We start from the raw sequence: 15271 nt of genomic DNA on the forward strand, positions 1-15271 counted from the left end.
ATCTTCGTTCAAAAAATGTACGAATCGATCCGGAAAAGAGAAGCGCCGTGACGGCAGGGCCGGTACAAGGATCGTATGCGCGCAAAACATATTGCGATGGATCACCGATGAAGGGGACGGGCATGGGCTGGTCGAAAGTGGGGCTCGTGGCCCTGTTGGTGGTGTCGGGGAGCGCGGCATGGGCCGCTGGCGATCATGGCTTCAGGATCGATCTGTCGCTGTCCGCCAAGGCGGCAAGCGAGCTTGCCCGGCTGCACGAAGGCATCGTCGTCGCCGCCTCCTATTATGGCGACCCGAAACCCGCCTTCGCCAGGAAAGCCAACGAAGTCGGGCAGATCGATCTCGGCCGGGAAGAGATCACGGTCGAGGGCGTTGCCGCTTTTGTCGACGTCACCGGCAAGACCTTCGAGAACGGCCATGTCAAATGGCTCGCCGACGGCAAGGCCATGGTCAATGTGAACGTCTATTCGGCGCGCCGCAGCGGTCCCGACAACATACTGGACTGCGATTTCTTCGACGATGCGCTGGCGCTCGCACGGCAGGCGCCGCTCAAGATTCATTGCAAGCTCATCGGCGAGCCGTGATCCCGGCGGACCTTGCGGGCTGGTGTCTTACGCGCGTATCAAAACCACGGGAAAACTGACCGGCCGGGTTGAACCGGCGGAAAAACGGCAAGTCCACGATGTCCGGGAGGCGTGGGCTACCGCGGCCATGACAAGGAAAGGCGCTCAATGGTATCGTATGTTCAAGCAGTCATTCTCGGATTGCTGCAAGGGTTCTCGGAACTTTTCCCCATCTCCAGCCTCGGCCACAGCGTGCTCATTCCGGCGCTGCTCGGCTGGAATCTCGACCAGTCGAGCGATGCCTTCCTGTCGTTCCTCGTGCTGACGCACCTGTCCACGGCGCTGGTGCTGCTGGGCTTCTTCTGGCGCGACTGGGTGGCGATCGTCAGCGGTGTGCTGCGCTCGCTGGCCGAGCGCCAGATCAGGAAGGAAGACACTTATGCGCGCATCGGCTGGCTGATCATCGTCTCCACCATACCGGCGGGCATTCTGGGTATCCTGTTCGAGCAGCGGCTGAAGGACCTGTTCTCCGCCGCCGATATCATCGCGGGCGCGCTGATCCTCAACGGCATCGCGCTTTACGGCGTCGAATGGCTGCGCAGCCATGCCGCCACCGAAGGCGCCTATGACGACCGCAAGCTGGCCGGCATGTCTTGGGGCAAGAGCATCGTCATCGGCGTGGCGCAATGCCTGGCGCTGATCCCCGGCTTCTCGCGCACCGGCATGACCATCGCCGGCGGCCTGGTGACCGGGCTGTCGCACGACAATGCGGCGCGCTATTCCTTCCTGCTGGCGACGCCGATCATCTTCGCCGCCGCCGTGCTGAAAGTGCCGGACCTGTTCGCCAACCACGCGGCCGGGCTGGCGCCCGCGCTCGTCGGCGCTGTCTGTTCGGGCGTCAGCGCCTATCTGTCGGTGCGCTTCCTGCTCAAATATTTCGAGACGCGCACGCTCACGCCCTTCGCCATATACTGCGTCGTGGCCGGCTGCCTGGCGATGGCGGTGCTCAAGCTCTGAAGGCGCCCGGGCTGGCTTCCCGGTTCCGGCTTCCGATTGGAAGGGAACCTAGCGGCGCGCTGGAAGTTGAGAAAACAGCCGCTTCCCTCAGGCGGTGAGAAGGCTGATCGCGTCGGCCTTCGGACAAGGCCTCGCCGGCCCAGCCGGCGGGGCTTTTTTCATGGACATTCCAAGTCTAGACTGGGATCCGGCTGGCGGGAACAATCCAACCGGTCGCTCGTTGGCGCTCGAAGGAGATTGCCGGCATGAACCAAAGCACCAGCATTGCCAACCCGCCAAAGCCCGAACCGGCCGAGGAACCGCCCGCCGACGCCCCCACCTGGACGCCCGACGTGCGCGAGCCCGATCCGGACCTGCTTCCCGACGAAATGCCGACGCCAAATCCCGACGAGAACCGCGAGCCGCCAAAACACGCGGAGGCATCATGAGCGATGTTCGAACCGGCGGATGCCTTTGCGGCGCCGCGCGATTTCGCCTTGCCGGCAACCCGTTGCGGGTCGGCGTCTGCCATTGCCAGGATTGCCGGCGCGCCAGCGGCAGCGCCTTCAACTTTTTCGGCGTGTGGCCACGTTCGGCCTATGAAGGGACGGGAGAACTCGGCGCGTTCGCGGGCCGCGGCTTCTGCGTGACATGCGGCTCGCGCGTCGCGTCGCTGCGCCAGGACGAGGCGGAGATCATGCTCGGCTGCCTGGACGAGGCGCCCAGCGACCTTATCCCGGCTTATGAATTGTGGATCGGGCGGCGCGAGCCGTGGCTGCTCAACCTGCAATGGGCCGAGCAGTTCGCGCATGACCGCGAGACGGGCGAGACCGCGCCGCCATAGTCGGCACCTTCGGCGTTGCGCCCCGGCAGCCGGCTGTTTTCGCCGGAACAAGTGGAAGTGTCGGAGATTGGAGATGCGAGGGACCACCAGAAAGGAAAACCACATGGCCAAGCAAAAACTGCTCGAAGACCTGTTCCACGACACGTTGAAGGACATCTATTTCGCTGAAAAGAAGATCCTCGCCACCTTGCCGAAAATGGCGAAGGCGGCACACAGCCCGGAGCTGAAGGCGGCTTTCGAAAAGCATCATGGCGAGACCCAAGGCCATGTCGACAGGCTGGAAAAGGTGTTCGGCGTCATCGGCAAGAAGCCGGCCGGCAAGACCTGCGCCGCCATCGTCGGCATCACCGAGGAGGGCGCCGAGATCATGACCGAATACAAGGGCTCGCCGGCGCTGGACGCCGGCCTGCTCGCCGCCGCGCAGGCTGTCGAGCACTACGAGATGTCGCGCTACGGCACCTTGCGGACCTGGGCGGAAGAGCTCGGCCTCAACGACGCCGTGACGCTGCTCGAGGCCACGCTCAAGGAAGAGAAAGCCACCGACCTGGCGCTGACCGACATCGCCAAGACAGCGGTCAACCAGCAGGCCGAGGCGGCCTGAGACAAAATGCCCGCGCCTGTTCACACGGGCGCGGGCGTCCACTGGAAGATCGAAGCCCCGATCGGTTTCGCCCGATCGGTGTGCTTAGGTTCTGCTTTATCGGCTCTGCTTGGGGCCGCTCTGGAACCAGGCGAAAGCGAACAGCGCCAGCCCGACGATGACCGAGCCCAGCCCATGCTTGAAATGAACGACCGTCGATCCGGCTTCGGCGCCGGGGATGAAGCCCGGCAGCGAGCCGGCGGGAACCGTCCAGTAGACGACGCCCAGTACTATGAGGAGGATGCCGAGAATGACGGCAAGCCCGGTAAGCGTTCGGTTCATATTTGCAACTTCCCTGATATTTGGAGATCAGGCCACCGCCGCGGCGCCAAATCAGTTCAGTCTAACGCGACCGATAAGAGCCTGTCTTGAGGTTTTTCGGCTGGCACCCCACGATTTTGTGAGCGCGGGCGTCATGGCATGTTCTGGCTAAGGCCTCGGCCAGTCAGCGGCCGAAACAAACTCCCCATCCAGGGTGGGACGGGATCTAGTTGTTCGGAATCACGACCACGGCTGAAACCGTGCGGCCCGCGCCGGAACTGGTATCCAGGCATTTCTGAGGGATGTTGGGCCAGGTTGCCTTGCTGCAATCGTCGGGCTTGGGAACTGATGCCTTTTCCATGGCCACCGCTTGCGCCGCGACCGCCGGACCCGGCATCATTTCCCAGCCCGCCGCCACCAGCAGCGCCAACGCGCCGGCAGCCTGGGCGACAATCACAAAGGTCAACGTCTTTTTCATACCCGGGAGAACGGCGCCCGATGGCAAACGGTTCCGGCCGATAACGCGATGCCTCCAAAAATAGATTGATGTGGCGTCGGCGTTGCGTGGGACGGGGCATCGCGACTGGCGGGCGGCACCGCGAAGCCGAACACCGGCCGGCGGAAATCCCTAGCAGAATTCGACCTCGATATGCCGTTCCGTTCGCAACCGGATGCGGCAGCGGGTTTCGAAGCCGTCGGCGCGAATGGCGAGGTTGAAGGTTTCGGGAACGCCGATGGAGGTGGTCACGTCCAGTCCGGCGGAATCCCCGGCCAGCGACCTGACAGTGCAGTCGATTGACGACCGCCGGTCGTTGAACAGGATGCGGCCCGCTTTCAGCACCCGGCGCCGCACGCTCCTCTCGCTGGCGGCATTGTGCCAAGCCATGCAACGGTCGCGGCCGGCGCCCTTGGCCTGGTAGAGCGCGGCGTCGGCATTGGCGAGCAGTGTGTCGATGTCGGGCGTGCGCGCATCCAGCGCCGCGATGCCGAAACTGGCGGTGATCCGCACCTGGGCATTGCCGGCGTCGACGACGATGCGGGCGATCGCCGCTCGCAACTTTTCGGCGACATTGATGACGCTTCCCGGATCGGTGTGCGGGACCAGGATCGCGAATTCCTCGCCGCCCAGTCGGCCAAACAGGTCGGTGCCGCGCAGTTCGCCCCGGCAGGCCTTGGCCACCGCCGCCAGCACCTTGTCGCCGGCTGCATGGCCGTGGCTGTCGTTGACCGATTTGAAATGGTCGAGGTCGAAGGCAATGCAGCCAAGGTGATGCTTGTGGCGCTGCGCCAGCGCCACCGCCTTGCCGGCCTGTTCCTTGAAGGCGCGGCGCGATAGCGCGGCCGTCAGCATGTCGAAGGAAGCCTGCTGGCGCAACTCCAGCGCATCCATGGCGAGCTGCGCCAGGTCGGACAGTATTTCCGTGTCGCGGGCGCTGAACTGGCGCGGCTCGAAGCCGATGGCGCAGACCGTGCCGATGTTGTTGCCGTCGCCGGTGCGCAGCGGGACGCCCGCATAGAAGCGCACATGCGGCTCGCCGATGACGTGTGGATGGACACTGAACCTTGCGTCCAGGCTGGCATCCGGGACGATCAACGGTGTCATTTCGCGCACGGTGTATTTGCAGAATGAGCCGGCCCTGTCGATCTCGGTGCCGTCGCCAAGCCCATCGCAGGCCTTGTACCATTGGCGGTGGCCATCGATCATGGAGACCAGCGCGACGGGCAGTTCAAAGACGTTGCGGATGATGCGCGTGATGCGGTCGAAACTCTCCTCGCGTGGCGTGTCCAGTATGTCGAGCCGGTCCAGCGCGGCAAGGCGGCCGGCCTCCGCGCTGTCATCCGTCGCCAGCGGTGGCGGCGTCTCTATCGCATTGCGGTGCATGTCCACGGTCCTGTCCTAGTTTCCGTTCGAACCGCCCCACCCGACAATGGGAAAGCTTCTTGAACAATCGGTAAAGCGGTCCTTGCATTCGTGCGATTCACGCAAATGCGGACCAGGATTGCCGGTTTCGCCTGGGAACCCGCCGCGCGGGCGAACGTTCACTCCCCGGCGGCACGCGTGCCGATGCGGCGCAACATGGAGATTTCCCAATGGCGAAAGACATCAATCCCAAGACCGGCGAGAAGCTTCACCATGACAATGTCGAAGGCGTCGCGTTCCAGATCAATGAGAACAGCGTGAACGACAACGGGACGAAGAAAGTGCTGCCAAAGGAGCCGCCGCAACAGAAATCCGGCGACGGAACGAGACCGGAAAAGGTCGACGGCAAGGCCTTCCAGGTGAACGAGAACAGCGTCGACAATCCCAAGCCCGCCGACACGCCGCCAGCGAAGCGCGGATGATGCCGCGCCGGGATTATGCCGCGACGGCGATGGCGCGCAGCATGTCGACCGTCTCATATTCGCGATAGGATGTCTCGTCGCTGGTGAGCCCGTAGCGGCGGCTGGCCGAAAGCTTGACGATGACCACGCGCCTTGCGGGGTTGACGTAGATGAACTGGTTGTAAACGCCGATCGCGGCGAATTCGCCATCATCGCCAGCGGGCACCCACCACTGGTAGCCATAGCCGAAGAGTGAGTCCGACAGGCCGCTTTCGCCAGGCATGAGGTGCGGCGCGTCGGGTGTGACGGATGCCTTGACCCAAGCCGCTGGCACGATTTGCCGGCCATGCCACTGGCCCCGGTTGCGGAAAAGCTCGCCGATCCTGGCATAGTCGCGCGCCGTGGCATTGAGGCCGGCATAGGCCATCTCCATGCCGTGGTCGTCGAGCAGCCAGAAGCCTTCCGCCTCCATGCCGAGCGGATGCCAGAGTTTTTCGCCGACATAGTCGTGGATCGGCCGTCCGGTCACGCGCGTCAGCAGCATGCCAAGCACTTGCGTGTCCGTGCTGTTGTAGAGGTTGAACGTGCCCGGCTCGCGGGCTCTGGTCAGCGTTGCCGCAAATGCGTTGAAGGAGCCGCCATTGGCGGTGATCGCGGCGAAGCGGTTGATATCGGACTCGGGATCGCTGTAGTCCTCGTTCCATGCCGCGCCCGACGACATCTGCAGCACATGTTTGATGCCGACACCGTCATAGGCCGAGCCGGCGAGCTCGGGCAGGATGGATGACACGGAGGTATCCAGCGACGGGAGCAGGCCTTCGCCCCACGCGATGCCGAGCGCCGCGGAGATGACACTCTTGGCAACCGACATCGACTTCCAGCGTCTGTCAGGCCCGCCCCAGTCCGCGTAGCGTTCGAAGACGATTGACCCGTCCCTGACCACCAACAAGGCCATGGTCTCGGTCTCGTCGAGCATTGAATCGACCGAATGGTCGACGCCGTCGTGGGTGTAGATCGCCGGCAGGACGAGCGCCGGCCCGCGTGGAAAGGCAAAGGGCGCCGGTGATGCCGACATGCGCGCGACAGGAAAGACTGTATCCAGGGTCTGGAAATTCCGCCGCTGGTCGGCGCCGGTAAAAAGGCTCGATATGTAGGTCTTGCGGTCCATGGCCTGCCTATAGCGGCAGGCCATCGGATCGGAAAGACCGGGCTGTCACGCGGGCGGGAGCCTCACTCTTTCCTGTCCGCGTCCGCCGCGTCGCGGCCGGGACTCTTCGCGTCGCTCTTGACGGCCTTGGCATCCATGCGGTTGGAAAAAATGCGGGTGAGGATGCCGCAAGCCACCTCGGCCCTGTGCTTTTGTCGTCCGCGAAGCTCGCAACCGCCAAGCGCGGCGGGTGCCCGGGTCACGTTGTCCCAGACCATCCATGTCCCGGCGCTGTCTGGCAGGCATTCGAATCGTGGTGTGGCATAAGGCATTGGCTCTTCCTTTCCAATATAACGCGGATGGAGAGTAAATGGTTCAATGCGCGCCAAAGTTGTCTTCCGGTTGCGGAGGGCAAAGTTCGCCTCCTGTGTTTCATAAATGACTTGATGATCATGCAATTTAACTTGAAAATAAGTGGAAAAATGGCTTCTCGTGCCATGATATAGAGGATCCACATGCCAGATGTTCACGCCGCCTCTCTTTGCCAGATTCGGCGGCCGTAGCGGCGGAAGAAGCGGGCGAGCAGAAGCCGCTGCCTGGCCCGCGCGAGATCGGGCAACCGCCGCTCCTGGCGCCAGCGCGGCATGTTCCGCCAGAAGGCGATGAAACGGGTGGCGTCCTCGATGGCCTCTTCGGCCGACAGCGCCGGGCGGATGGCCGCCAGGAACAGGTCCTCGCCAAGAGCGAGCCCGTCGATCAGCGCCTTGCGGCGGTCGTGCTCCTGCCGTGCCTGGCGAATGCCGCACTGGCGGATCGCCTCGAAAGCCTCGAGAAGGGCAGGGCTGTTGCCGTTATAGCCGCAGGCGCTCGCGAAGCCCTCGCTCATCGCGGCGATTCCGGCGTGCGGATCGGCTCGTGACTGGCGCGGCCCGGTGAGGGTGCATGCCCGGCCGCCTCGGCGCGCCGCGATGTCTGGAAAAGCGGCATCACGATCCGGCCATGACCGGCGATAGCCCGAGTCATCTGTCCCCCTATGTGTCGATGTGCCGGAGCCAACCGCGCCGACCATGCCAGGCGACTCGTGTTCGCCCTATGGATATAAGTATAACTCAAAAACAAGACAAGTGATACTCTTGTAAAAGTTTGAGCGGCGCGACTCGACTCTCGCGCCGAAACACACGATTATGTGAACAAATCAGGAACATGAGGGAGGGGCGATGGCATTGCCGGGAAGGGAACCAACGATCGCCGATGTCGTGTCGATCGCCGTCGAATGCGTCGATTGCGGCCGCAACAGGTGGTGGAAGCCCGATCAGCTCAAGCGTTTCGGCGTGACCAGGCAGACGCCGCTGTCGGCGCTTTCGGGCCGCATCATCTGCTCGGCCTGCCGGGCCGATGGATTGCCGGGCGGCGCGGTGTCGATCCAGGCGGCGTTCATCGACGACAGGCAGCGCACGCTCGCCGAAGCGCGCATGCTGAGCAGCCGCGAGGTGCCGCTGGAGTGGGGCAAGAGGGCGTGAGACGTGATCCGCGTGACGGCGCAAAGCCAGTTGCCTGTCCTTGCGGGTTTCGGACGTTTGAAGTGCTGGCCGGGACTGGTCTTCAGGAGGCGAGGCTGAAGTCCCTGGGATCTTCATTGATCTCAAGCAAGCCTTTTCGAAGTCCGTCCTCCACAAGACCGCGCTTGTTGTCCTCGATATAGGACAGGCCTGCGGAAATCCCTTCGCGCCACGAAGGACCTCGGTTCCAGGCTTCCGCGAAGGCCATGGCGAGGTCGCCGTGGCGCCGCGTTTGAACCAGGGCTTCGACAAGGGAGGCGGCCTGCAGCGTATCTTTCGCGCGCTTGGCGTAGCCCGACATATCGTTGCGTCGCCGTGAACTGACGATCAGCTTGTGGACCGCATAGCGCTCGGCCGCGGGGACCGTGACGGGAACGCCGCTTTTGTGCAGCATGACGGTGCGCACCGGATCCTGGATGAGGAAGTCGAGGAATCTGAGGGGTTGGGCGGCGGCCCCGCCCAGCGCCGGCATTTTTGCCGCGCGCCCCGAATGTTCTTCGCTCCCCGTGTTCGGGGTCAGGAACTCGACCCTGAATTTCCCGGCATTCTCAAACTGGGTGCTGAACTTGCCGTCCGATTGGTGTGGAATATCGCGGAAGGTCGGGTCGATCGCCTTGAGCACGTCCAGTATCGGCGGAAGGCTGTCTTCGATGGCGGCGGAAATCGAATGGAACTGCGCGAAATCGGCGTCGCCCGTCTGCATGGCCGTTGACGGCAGTCGAATTCCGAGAAGGCCGGCGTAGCACTGGTAGGCGACCGTCCCGACCAGGACGCCCCTGAGCCTGAACAGGCCGGCATTTGAGAGCGCGGCCACGACGTCGCCGGTGAATCGTTCCGGGGCGGGCAGGTAAGCATTCCTGACGAGGGTCGACGTCAGTTTGCGGCGGGTCTTCAGGTCGTTCTTCAGCTCTTTGAATGTTTTGACCCGGTCGTCTATCTCCTTGCTGGAACTGGGACCGACATATTTCCTGACAGGCTTTCCGTCGACATTGGTCTGAAAATACCAGAACTCCTGGTTCTTGGACTTCTGCTTCACGAAAAGTCCATCGCTGGAAAAATCCGATGCGAAGGCCGCGTCGAAGGTTCGCTGATCAAGCTCGGCGAACATGGTCCTGTAGACGATATCGACTTCTTTCATTCGAAGCTCGGTTGTAAATGTTTTGCAAATTATGTACAACTGTAGCTGTCGAGATGGCGGAATTCAAGCCGTTGTAAAGTTTTTGCGAAAAATTTACAACGCGGGCGCGCAATGCCCTCAGTAGCCCAGCAGTTCCTTGAGCGGGATGACGCGCCAGACGTGTTTTATGGCGTAACGGTTGAAGGTCAGCGTCCTTGGCGGATTGTACTGCTCGACCACCAGTTCGGCGGCGGTGCGCTTGACCAGTTTCTTGATGAAGGCCTTGCCGTTTCGCTCGTTTTCTTCCGGGAAGGTTTCGATCACCACATGGTCGCCGGGCACGGCGTCGCGGCCGCCGCAATAGATCAGGTCGCCGGGCTCGTAGCGCGGCACCATCGAATCCGAGAGCACGTGCAGCGCGAACACCTTTGGCAGGTTGCGCACGCCCGGCGGGCGCTGGACATAGCCGGCTGGCTCGCCGTTGAAGGTGAAGTCGCCATCGTCGCCGCCGACCGCGGCGCCTAGCACCTCGATGTCCATCGAGCCGGCGGGCAGGGGGGCGGCGTCGGTGACGATCTCGGCGTCGGCCACCGGGCCGGCATCCTCGAGGAACACGACCTCGCCCTTGCCGAGTGCCACCGGGTCGACGCGCAGGAAGGCCGCGGTCTTCAGGAGGTTCTCTGTCTTGGGCAGATTGCGGCCGGTTTCCCAGTTGCCGACGGCGGCGACATCGGTGTCGTTGTGCTCGGCGATATGGCGCATGACCATGCCGCGCTGCTTGCGCGCCTTGCGGATCGCCGCCCCGACCTTGATCGACAGTTCCGTTTTCGCCATGGCGCCATGTGAGCGATGAAAGCGGTTCTCGTCTATGAAAGAATCGCTTGCATCATTTTTTGAGTTATGCTTATATCTATCCATGAGCAACACGCACCATCCCTTGTCCGCGCTCCACCTCGCCTTGCAACGGGCCGGCAGCGCCAGCGCGCTTGCCAGGCAATTGCGGGTGACGCCGTCCGCCGTGCTGCAATGGCAGGACGTGCCGGCGCGCCGCGTGCTGGAGGTCGAGCAGTTCACCGGCGTGTCCCGTCACATGCTGCGCCCCGACATTTTTGGGCCGGCGCCCCACGGTGCTGCCCCGCAAGGCGTGGCGGGCGACCTGACGGGAGATGTCGCATGAGCACGCACCCAACCCATTCCCTTCCGCTCCGGCCGTCCTCCTCCCCGGCCGAAGCGAAGCCCGAGGCTCCCTCGAACGCATGCCGTCACCCGCAAGCCGGGTCGGCGCGCCATGCCGATGCCTCGGGTCCGGTCCGCCCGTCACCGGCGACCGGAACGGCCGGAGCCGCCGCTCCCCTCGGCTCCGGCCCCCTTTTCTGTCGCGACCGCGCCACATGGCTGGCATCCCGGATACGTCCGGGCAGGTCATGCATCCGCACGCAGGATGGCACGGTCATCCTGTTCGACCGGCTGTCGGGCAGGGCGGTTTCCGCCGCCACGGTGGCGCAGGCCGAGGCCGCGTTTCGGCTGGCGTGCCCTGATGCCGGCGATGCGCCGCCCTGAAAGGGCGGCGGGCCGACCTGAACGGCGGCGACCGACCGGACAAAGCTGACAGCCGCCGGCCCTGACGCCGGCTGAACCCCCGATATCGGCCTTCCCAGCGTCTTTTCGGCGCGGCCGGAGGCTGCGCGAAACAAGGAGGCAGACCGTGAGCGCCTATACCGACACTGAACTGATGGAGATCGCCGCCTGGCTGAAGGACGGGCTCTCCGCCTCCAAGATCGCGGCGCGCTTCAGCGTGCTGCGCGGTATCCCGGTTTCGCGCAACGCCATCATCGGCATCGTGCACCGGAACGTGTCGCTGCGCGCCATCGGCTTTGCCAACCCCAAGGGCGGCAGGGCGGGTGGACGGCCAAGGAAGCTGGCGGCGGCCCAGGGCGGATTCGCAGGCACGTCTGGCAAGCGGGCCGGACAGAGCAGTTCGGCCGTGCAGAGCGGGAACGCTGGGCTAACCGGGCCGCGGCCGGGGCAGGGCCGATACGGGGAGGGCGCGCCTGGTTCGTCCAGGCCGTGCCGGCACCGCAAGCTGCCGCCGCCGGCCTGGCTGCCGCCGCGCCTTTTCCTGCAAGAGGCCGGGCTTGTTCCTGAGGGCGAGGCCTTTCGCCTGAAAGTGCCGGCGCCGCGCCCCGCCGCCGCCGGTCGCCCGCCGCAGGTGGCGGCCATGCGCTTCATCGACTGCCTGTTTTCCCGCTGCCGCGCGCCGCTGGACCTGACGTTGGAGGAAGAGCCGGAGAATGACCCGCCAGGCGCGCGGCCCGGGCCGGAAATGCTGTGCTGCGGCCTGCGCACCAAGGCGACGCAAAGCTATTGCGCCTACCATCAGGCCCGCTTCCACGACCATCGCCGCACGCTGCTGGCCAACGAGCGCGCGGGGCTCGGGTAATGGCTGCGAGCTTCGGCCGGGAGACGCCAATGATGACGCTCGCCTCTCCTCGTATAGGGACGGGGAGAAGGGAGAGCTCGCTGGCACCTCATCCTATCGCCACACAAACAAAAGCCGGTCGAGCGTTGCCCAACCGGCTGACTTTAAGGACACTGCCCATGCAATGCGGCGCAAGACGCCTATTTCGGCATATGGCGGCCTTCTTTAGGCATGCGGATCTGCACGGTCCGCTGCTCCAGCACCATGGCTTCGCCGCTCGGCACCAGAATGCCGCTGACCCTGGCGAAGCCGGCAAAGGCCTTCATGGCATCGGACGCCGAGATCTGGGCCGCGATGGCGGCGCTGCAGGCGTTGAGCGCGGTGCGGTAGACATGGCCGCGGCGCTCGATCGGCCAGCGCTGCAGGAAGTCGGCGGCGTGATTGACGTTTTCGATATCCTCTGTCTGCCCATCCAGGCAAACCCTGACCGTGAGGCTGGTTTTCATCGTACCCAAGGCATTTTTCTCCCTTGTTGTCATGCAAACCCTCGCATCGATCAACGCGCGATCAGCCCGTTTGGTTGCATCACATCATCAGCCGGTTCGCCGTTCGGCTTGCCGGTTTCAGGGGCTGACGGCATCGAGCCATTCATTGGCGCGCGACCTCGGCTTGACCACCAGCATTCCCTGTTCGGTGGCGGCTTTGGTGAGCGCGTCGAAGGCGGGACGCTGGCTGCAGGTGCCGTCGACGGCCAGCGCCACCAGCCGCGCGGCGGCCTGGTAGCTCAGCCTGGTCTTGTCGGGCCACTGCTGGCCGAGCGCCGTGGCGGCCTCGGCGACCGAGCCGACCATCATGGTCTTGTTGTCGCAGAAACGCAGCGTGATCGGGTGGAATGTCGTCATCGTCGGGAGCCTCCTCTCGTGCAGCGGCGCGCGCGCCGACGGGCACGCGGGACACGCTGCAACACATTGAATTCATGCACGAACCGCGCCAACCGCTCGCGAGCATCAGGCTCATGCCTTCGACGCGACACAACGTCGAAACGCGGCGGTGGTTCCATCAGGCAACGCTTGAATCCGGCGGGAACGACGCGGGATGGGCCGCGATGAGCGAACGGCCGTTCATGCAGCTCTACGTTTCCGATTTCGTCGGCGACACCTTGCAACTCTCCACCGAGCAGATCGGCGCCTACATGCTGATGCTGATGGCGATGTGGAACGCCGGTGGCACGCTGCCCGACGACGATGTGAAGCTGTCGCGCGTGGTGCGGATGTCGCTGAAGAAATGGCGGGCGATCAGCGCCGACCTGCTGACCTTCTTCGAGCGCGCAAATGGCGAGATCAGCCACAAGCGGCTGACGAAAGAGCTGCGCAAAAGCCTGGTGAAAAGCGAGGCGAGGGCCGCCGCCGGAGCGCTGGGCGGTGCGGCCAAGGCCTTGAAAACACGAGGGGAGAGTGTGGCAAACGACAGCCATTTGCCGGAGCATCTTCCAGAGTCCAGAAACCAGACGGAAAAAGCCGGCGCTTTTTCCAGCGAAAACCCCAGCGAAAACGCGAAGCATTTTTCGCGGCGCCACGCGCCCGAGATCGCAAGGCGATCTTCGGGCTCATCAAGCGAAAGCGCCGCCGAAAACGCACGACGATCGTCCGGCTCATCGAGCAAAAAGCCTTTGGCTTTCGCCAGACCACCGGGCTGGCATCAGCCCAAAACCCACACCGACGCCGCCAACACCATCATCGAGGAGATCCTGAACCATGACAGCAGCCGAATTGCAGCAGGCGACGAAGGCGCTGGCCGCGATGTTCTCATGCTTCCCGCAATCCGCGCTCGCTGACGTGGAGATGCAGATGCGCGGCTATCTGGCCTCGGTGCAGGACGCCGATCTCGCCGACCTGCAATCGGCCATCCAGCGCTTCATGCGCGGCGAGGTGAAGGCCGGCACCGCCCAGTTCTGCCCCTCCAGCGCGCAGCTCTGCATCGAGGTGCGCGAGCGCCGAACGATACGCGAGCTGCTGGCACGGCGCGCGGCGGGCACGCTGGCGCAACAGGTGGGGAGGAGGGGCGCTGCGTAAGGATGCGCGCAACTGCTTCGGTCGGTTGGCGCTGCCCCTCATCCGCCTGCCGGCACCTTCTCCCCGTATAGGGACGGGGGAGAAGGGAGAACGCGGCCGCCGCGCTTCATTCTGCTGACGCTGGTGATTTGGCGAAACCATCTGTGACGGCGTCCTTCTCCCCGTCCCTATACGGGAAGAAGTGCCCGGCAGGGCGATGAGGGGCAGCGCCAGCCTTGCACAATCAAAGCGGCAAAATGCGCATTGATCGCCGCTCCAACCCAATTCGAACACCCCAACCCAAGGAGCACCCATGAGCAAGAAAACCAAAGCCGCCAAGCCGCAGACGCCGAAGTTGCCGAAGGGCGAGGCCGAGCAGGTGCGCATCCGCCGCGAGATCGGCCATGATTTCGCGCTGAGGGACGACGCCCACGGCCGCAAGCGTCTTGCGGCCGGCACGCAGGAGGCGCGGCGCGTCTACGAAGTGTCGAACGACGGCCACACCTCCACCGGCGGCATCGTGCGGGTGCGCAATGTCGACCCGCTGCTGGGCATCACCTCGCTGTCGGGCCAGCAGCGGGAAGCCGGCCAGCGCTACCGCCTGCATTTCCAGTGCAGCCAGCAGGCGAGCGTCAAGCCGATGCGCTGGAGCGAACGCGTCGACGGCGGCCGCCAGGGCGGCGGCATCGCCGACAGCGTGCTCGACGCCGGCCGCGCGCACGCCGCCGCCACCAAAGCGCTCGCGCACTGGGAGGTGGCCGCCGTGGTGCAGGCCGTGTGCTGCGCCGGCGGCTCGATCAAGAGCCTGGCCGAGCAGACCGGCGAGGGGCGGGACGTGGTGACGAAACTGCTGAAGGTCGGGCTGGACCTGCTGGCGGTGCACTATGGGATGATGCTGGGGAGGAAGGTGGGGTGACGGGGGCAGCGAGATTCGCCGCTGTCGCGACCTCTTGGAAGCTTGCCGCGCCTGGAATGGTCAGGAGAGCTCATGCGCGTTGGCTATCGGGCCCAATCAACGTCTATGTCAGTTGGCTTTGGTGTCCTGAACCGGCGCAGGACCATGATGCCGGCAACGCAGTTGATGACAGGAATCAAGATCCCGCCGTATATCCAAGGCTTGCCTGCGTCCACATTTCCAGCCCAATAGACGTTGATCATGTGCAGCATCGCATTGGCAAAGCCGATGGACAGCGCCAGTTCGGCGATGAAGATGCCGGTGAACACGAGAAATCTTGGCAGGAACGTCGTCCTCGGCGCAACCGCGGCAACGATCAGCGAAACAAGAAGTCCTAAAATCGGTGGCCCCATTGGCTGGCGCCCAACATTGATGTGAAACACATACGCGGCCTGCG

General features: G+C 64.2%; 24 protein-coding genes. 13 read left to right on the plus strand and 11 right to left on the minus strand.

Going from position 1 to position 15271, the window contains the following annotated elements:
* Positions 1–122: 122 nt before the first annotated feature.
* From ACO07C_RS25835 to ACO07C_RS25855, 5 genes are all read left to right on the plus strand, one after another.
* A complete protein-coding gene (locus ACO07C_RS25835; protein WP_421917000.1) occupies positions 123–584 on the plus strand; it encodes a hypothetical protein in 462 nt (153 codons plus the stop codon).
* Positions 585–731: 147 nt separating this feature from the next.
* Entirely contained in the window at positions 732–1580 is an 849-nt protein-coding gene (locus ACO07C_RS25840) for an undecaprenyl-diphosphate phosphatase (RefSeq protein ID WP_421917001.1), read from the plus strand.
* A 245-nt stretch (positions 1581–1825) separates the two neighbouring features.
* Positions 1826–2008: a hypothetical protein gene (locus tag ACO07C_RS25845; RefSeq protein ID WP_421917002.1), complete on the plus strand. Its 183-nt coding sequence runs from the start codon at positions 1826–1828 to the stop codon at positions 2006–2008.
* Entirely contained in the window at positions 2005–2403 is a 399-nt protein-coding gene (locus ACO07C_RS25850; RefSeq protein WP_421917003.1) for a GFA family protein, read from the plus strand. Before ACO07C_RS25845 ends, ACO07C_RS25850 begins: the two co-directional genes overlap by 4 nt.
* Positions 2404–2506: 103 nt before the next feature.
* Positions 2507–3004 (plus strand): ferritin-like domain-containing protein, encoded by a 498-nt coding sequence (locus ACO07C_RS25855; RefSeq protein ID WP_421917004.1) that lies wholly within the window; start codon positions 2507–2509, stop codon positions 3002–3004.
* A gap of 96 nt (positions 3005–3100) precedes the next feature.
* Here the strand turns inward: ACO07C_RS25855 and ACO07C_RS25860 are convergent, their stop codons facing one another.
* The 3 genes from ACO07C_RS25860 to ACO07C_RS25870 all read right to left on the minus strand — a co-directional run bounded on the left by ACO07C_RS25860 (position 3101) and on the right by ACO07C_RS25870 (position 5186).
* A complete protein-coding gene (locus ACO07C_RS25860) occupies positions 3101–3325 on the minus strand; it encodes a hypothetical protein (RefSeq protein ID WP_421917005.1) in 225 nt (74 codons plus the stop codon).
* 205 nt (positions 3326–3530) lie between these two features.
* Positions 3531–3782: a hypothetical protein gene (locus tag ACO07C_RS25865; protein WP_421917006.1), complete on the minus strand. Its 252-nt coding sequence runs from the start codon at positions 3780–3782 to the stop codon at positions 3531–3533.
* Between the two features lie 150 nt (positions 3783–3932).
* On the minus strand, positions 3933–5186 hold the full coding sequence (locus ACO07C_RS25870) for a GGDEF domain-containing protein (protein WP_421917604.1): 1254 nt from the start codon (positions 5184–5186) through the stop codon (positions 3933–3935).
* Between the two features lie 209 nt (positions 5187–5395).
* Between ACO07C_RS25870 and ACO07C_RS25875 the strand changes: the two genes are divergently transcribed.
* A complete protein-coding gene (locus tag ACO07C_RS25875) occupies positions 5396–5647 on the plus strand; it encodes a hypothetical protein (protein WP_421917007.1) in 252 nt (83 codons plus the stop codon).
* Between the two features lie 13 nt (positions 5648–5660).
* On the opposite strand, the gene ACO07C_RS25880 is transcribed toward ACO07C_RS25875, so the two are convergent.
* The 3 genes from ACO07C_RS25880 to ACO07C_RS25890 form a co-directional block, all read right to left on the minus strand.
* Positions 5661–6794, minus strand: a complete 1134-nt coding sequence (locus ACO07C_RS25880) for a serine hydrolase domain-containing protein (RefSeq protein ID WP_421917008.1) — start codon at positions 6792–6794, stop codon at positions 5661–5663.
* Between the two features lie 62 nt (positions 6795–6856).
* Positions 6857–7303 carry a hypothetical protein gene (locus tag ACO07C_RS25885; protein ID WP_421917009.1) on the minus strand — a complete coding sequence of 149 codons (447 nt, stop codon included), beginning with the start codon at positions 7301–7303 and terminating at the stop codon, positions 6857–6859.
* On the minus strand, positions 7300–7659 hold the full coding sequence (locus ACO07C_RS25890) for a hypothetical protein (protein WP_421917010.1): 360 nt from the start codon (positions 7657–7659) through the stop codon (positions 7300–7302). The genes ACO07C_RS25885 and ACO07C_RS25890 overlap by 4 nt, the downstream gene beginning before the upstream one ends.
* A gap of 331 nt (positions 7660–7990) precedes the next feature.
* Here ACO07C_RS25890 and ACO07C_RS25895 point away from each other — a divergent pair, with 331 nt between their 5' ends.
* On the plus strand, positions 7991–8293 hold the full coding sequence (locus ACO07C_RS25895) for a hypothetical protein (RefSeq protein WP_421917011.1): 303 nt from the start codon (positions 7991–7993) through the stop codon (positions 8291–8293).
* A gap of 82 nt (positions 8294–8375) precedes the next feature.
* Here ACO07C_RS25895 and ACO07C_RS25900 read toward each other — a convergent pair whose 3' ends face one another.
* Both ACO07C_RS25900 and ACO07C_RS25905 read right to left on the minus strand, forming a co-directional pair.
* Positions 8376–9470 carry a GSU2403 family nucleotidyltransferase fold protein gene (locus tag ACO07C_RS25900; protein WP_421917012.1) on the minus strand — a complete coding sequence of 365 codons (1095 nt, stop codon included), beginning with the start codon at positions 9468–9470 and terminating at the stop codon, positions 8376–8378.
* Between the two features lie 117 nt (positions 9471–9587).
* Entirely contained in the window at positions 9588–10283 is a 696-nt protein-coding gene (locus tag ACO07C_RS25905; protein WP_421917013.1) for an XRE family transcriptional regulator, read from the minus strand.
* A gap of 82 nt (positions 10284–10365) precedes the next feature.
* Here ACO07C_RS25905 and ACO07C_RS25910 point away from each other — a divergent pair, with 82 nt between their 5' ends.
* From ACO07C_RS25910 to ACO07C_RS25920, 3 genes are all read left to right on the plus strand, one after another.
* Positions 10366–10626, plus strand: coding sequence for a transcriptional regulator (locus ACO07C_RS25910; protein WP_421917014.1), 261 nt, complete (start codon positions 10366–10368; stop codon positions 10624–10626).
* Positions 10623–11009, plus strand: coding sequence for a hypothetical protein (locus ACO07C_RS25915; protein WP_421917015.1), 387 nt, complete (start codon positions 10623–10625; stop codon positions 11007–11009). Before ACO07C_RS25910 ends, ACO07C_RS25915 begins: the two co-directional genes overlap by 4 nt.
* A 145-nt stretch (positions 11010–11154) precedes the next feature.
* Positions 11155–11889, plus strand: coding sequence for a GcrA cell cycle regulator (locus ACO07C_RS25920; RefSeq protein WP_421917016.1), 735 nt, complete (start codon positions 11155–11157; stop codon positions 11887–11889).
* A gap of 179 nt (positions 11890–12068) precedes the next feature.
* Here ACO07C_RS25920 and ACO07C_RS25925 read toward each other — a convergent pair whose 3' ends face one another.
* Positions 12069–12374, minus strand: coding sequence for a DUF982 domain-containing protein (locus tag ACO07C_RS25925; protein ID WP_421917605.1), 306 nt, complete (start codon positions 12372–12374; stop codon positions 12069–12071).
* Between the two features lie 117 nt (positions 12375–12491).
* Positions 12492–12770 (minus strand): DUF982 domain-containing protein, encoded by a 279-nt coding sequence (locus ACO07C_RS25930; RefSeq protein WP_421917017.1) that lies wholly within the window; start codon positions 12768–12770, stop codon positions 12492–12494.
* A gap of 203 nt (positions 12771–12973) precedes the next feature.
* On the opposite strand from ACO07C_RS25930, the gene ACO07C_RS25935 reads away from it, so the two are divergent.
* From ACO07C_RS25935 to ACO07C_RS25945, 3 genes are all read left to right on the plus strand, one after another.
* Positions 12974–13702 (plus strand): YdaU family protein, encoded by a 729-nt coding sequence (locus ACO07C_RS25935; protein ID WP_421917018.1) that lies wholly within the window; start codon positions 12974–12976, stop codon positions 13700–13702.
* A gap of 13 nt (positions 13703–13715) precedes the next feature.
* Positions 13716–13940, plus strand: a complete 225-nt coding sequence (locus tag ACO07C_RS25940) for a hypothetical protein (RefSeq protein ID WP_421917019.1) — start codon at positions 13716–13718, stop codon at positions 13938–13940.
* 292 nt (positions 13941–14232) lie between these two features.
* Positions 14233–14835: a DUF6456 domain-containing protein gene (locus ACO07C_RS25945; RefSeq protein WP_421917020.1), complete on the plus strand. Its 603-nt coding sequence runs from the start codon at positions 14233–14235 to the stop codon at positions 14833–14835.
* A gap of 83 nt (positions 14836–14918) precedes the next feature.
* On the opposite strand, the gene ACO07C_RS25950 is transcribed toward ACO07C_RS25945, so the two are convergent.
* Positions 14919–15257, minus strand: a complete 339-nt coding sequence (locus ACO07C_RS25950; protein ID WP_421917021.1) for a hypothetical protein — start codon at positions 15255–15257, stop codon at positions 14919–14921.
* Between the last annotated feature and the right edge of the window lie 14 nt (positions 15258–15271).

Source organism: Mesorhizobium sp. (assembly GCF_965229135.1).
GTDB lineage: Bacteria > Pseudomonadota > Alphaproteobacteria > Rhizobiales > Rhizobiaceae > Mesorhizobium.

Coding starts and splice junctions, on each gene's coding strand:
- ACO07C_RS25835 (WP_421917000.1), top strand. CDS start 123: ATGGGCTGGTCGAAAGTGGGGCTCGTGGCCCTGTTGGTGGTGTCGGGG.
- ACO07C_RS25840 (WP_421917001.1), top strand. CDS start 732: ATGGTATCGTATGTTCAAGCAGTCATTCTCGGATTGCTGCAAGGGTTC.
- ACO07C_RS25845 (WP_421917002.1), top strand. CDS start 1,826: ATGAACCAAAGCACCAGCATTGCCAACCCGCCAAAGCCCGAACCGGCC.
- ACO07C_RS25850 (WP_421917003.1), top strand. CDS start 2,005: ATGAGCGATGTTCGAACCGGCGGATGCCTTTGCGGCGCCGCGCGATTT.
- ACO07C_RS25855 (WP_421917004.1), top strand. CDS start 2,507: ATGGCCAAGCAAAAACTGCTCGAAGACCTGTTCCACGACACGTTGAAG.
- ACO07C_RS25860 (WP_421917005.1), bottom strand. CDS start 3,325: ATGAACCGAACGCTTACCGGGCTTGCCGTCATTCTCGGCATCCTCCTC.
- ACO07C_RS25865 (WP_421917006.1), bottom strand. CDS start 3,782: ATGAAAAAGACGTTGACCTTTGTGATTGTCGCCCAGGCTGCCGGCGCG.
- ACO07C_RS25870 (WP_421917604.1), bottom strand. CDS start 5,186: ATGCACCGCAATGCGATAGAGACGCCGCCACCGCTGGCGACGGATGAC.
- ACO07C_RS25875 (WP_421917007.1), top strand. CDS start 5,396: ATGGCGAAAGACATCAATCCCAAGACCGGCGAGAAGCTTCACCATGAC.
- ACO07C_RS25880 (WP_421917008.1), bottom strand. CDS start 6,794: ATGGACCGCAAGACCTACATATCGAGCCTTTTTACCGGCGCCGACCAG.
- ACO07C_RS25890 (WP_421917010.1), bottom strand. CDS start 7,659: ATGAGCGAGGGCTTCGCGAGCGCCTGCGGCTATAACGGCAACAGCCCT.
- ACO07C_RS25895 (WP_421917011.1), top strand. CDS start 7,991: ATGGCATTGCCGGGAAGGGAACCAACGATCGCCGATGTCGTGTCGATC.
- ACO07C_RS25900 (WP_421917012.1), bottom strand. CDS start 9,470: ATGAAAGAAGTCGATATCGTCTACAGGACCATGTTCGCCGAGCTTGAT.
- ACO07C_RS25905 (WP_421917013.1), bottom strand. CDS start 10,283: ATGGCGAAAACGGAACTGTCGATCAAGGTCGGGGCGGCGATCCGCAAG.
- ACO07C_RS25910 (WP_421917014.1), top strand. CDS start 10,366: ATGAGCAACACGCACCATCCCTTGTCCGCGCTCCACCTCGCCTTGCAA.
- ACO07C_RS25915 (WP_421917015.1), top strand. CDS start 10,623: ATGAGCACGCACCCAACCCATTCCCTTCCGCTCCGGCCGTCCTCCTCC.
- ACO07C_RS25925 (WP_421917605.1), bottom strand. CDS start 12,374: ATGAAAACCAGCCTCACGGTCAGGGTTTGCCTGGATGGGCAGACAGAG.
- ACO07C_RS25930 (WP_421917017.1), bottom strand. CDS start 12,770: ATGACGACATTCCACCCGATCACGCTGCGTTTCTGCGACAACAAGACC.
- ACO07C_RS25935 (WP_421917018.1), top strand. CDS start 12,974: ATGAGCGAACGGCCGTTCATGCAGCTCTACGTTTCCGATTTCGTCGGC.
- ACO07C_RS25940 (WP_421917019.1), top strand. CDS start 13,716: ATGCGCGGCTATCTGGCCTCGGTGCAGGACGCCGATCTCGCCGACCTG.
- ACO07C_RS25945 (WP_421917020.1), top strand. CDS start 14,233: ATGAGCAAGAAAACCAAAGCCGCCAAGCCGCAGACGCCGAAGTTGCCG.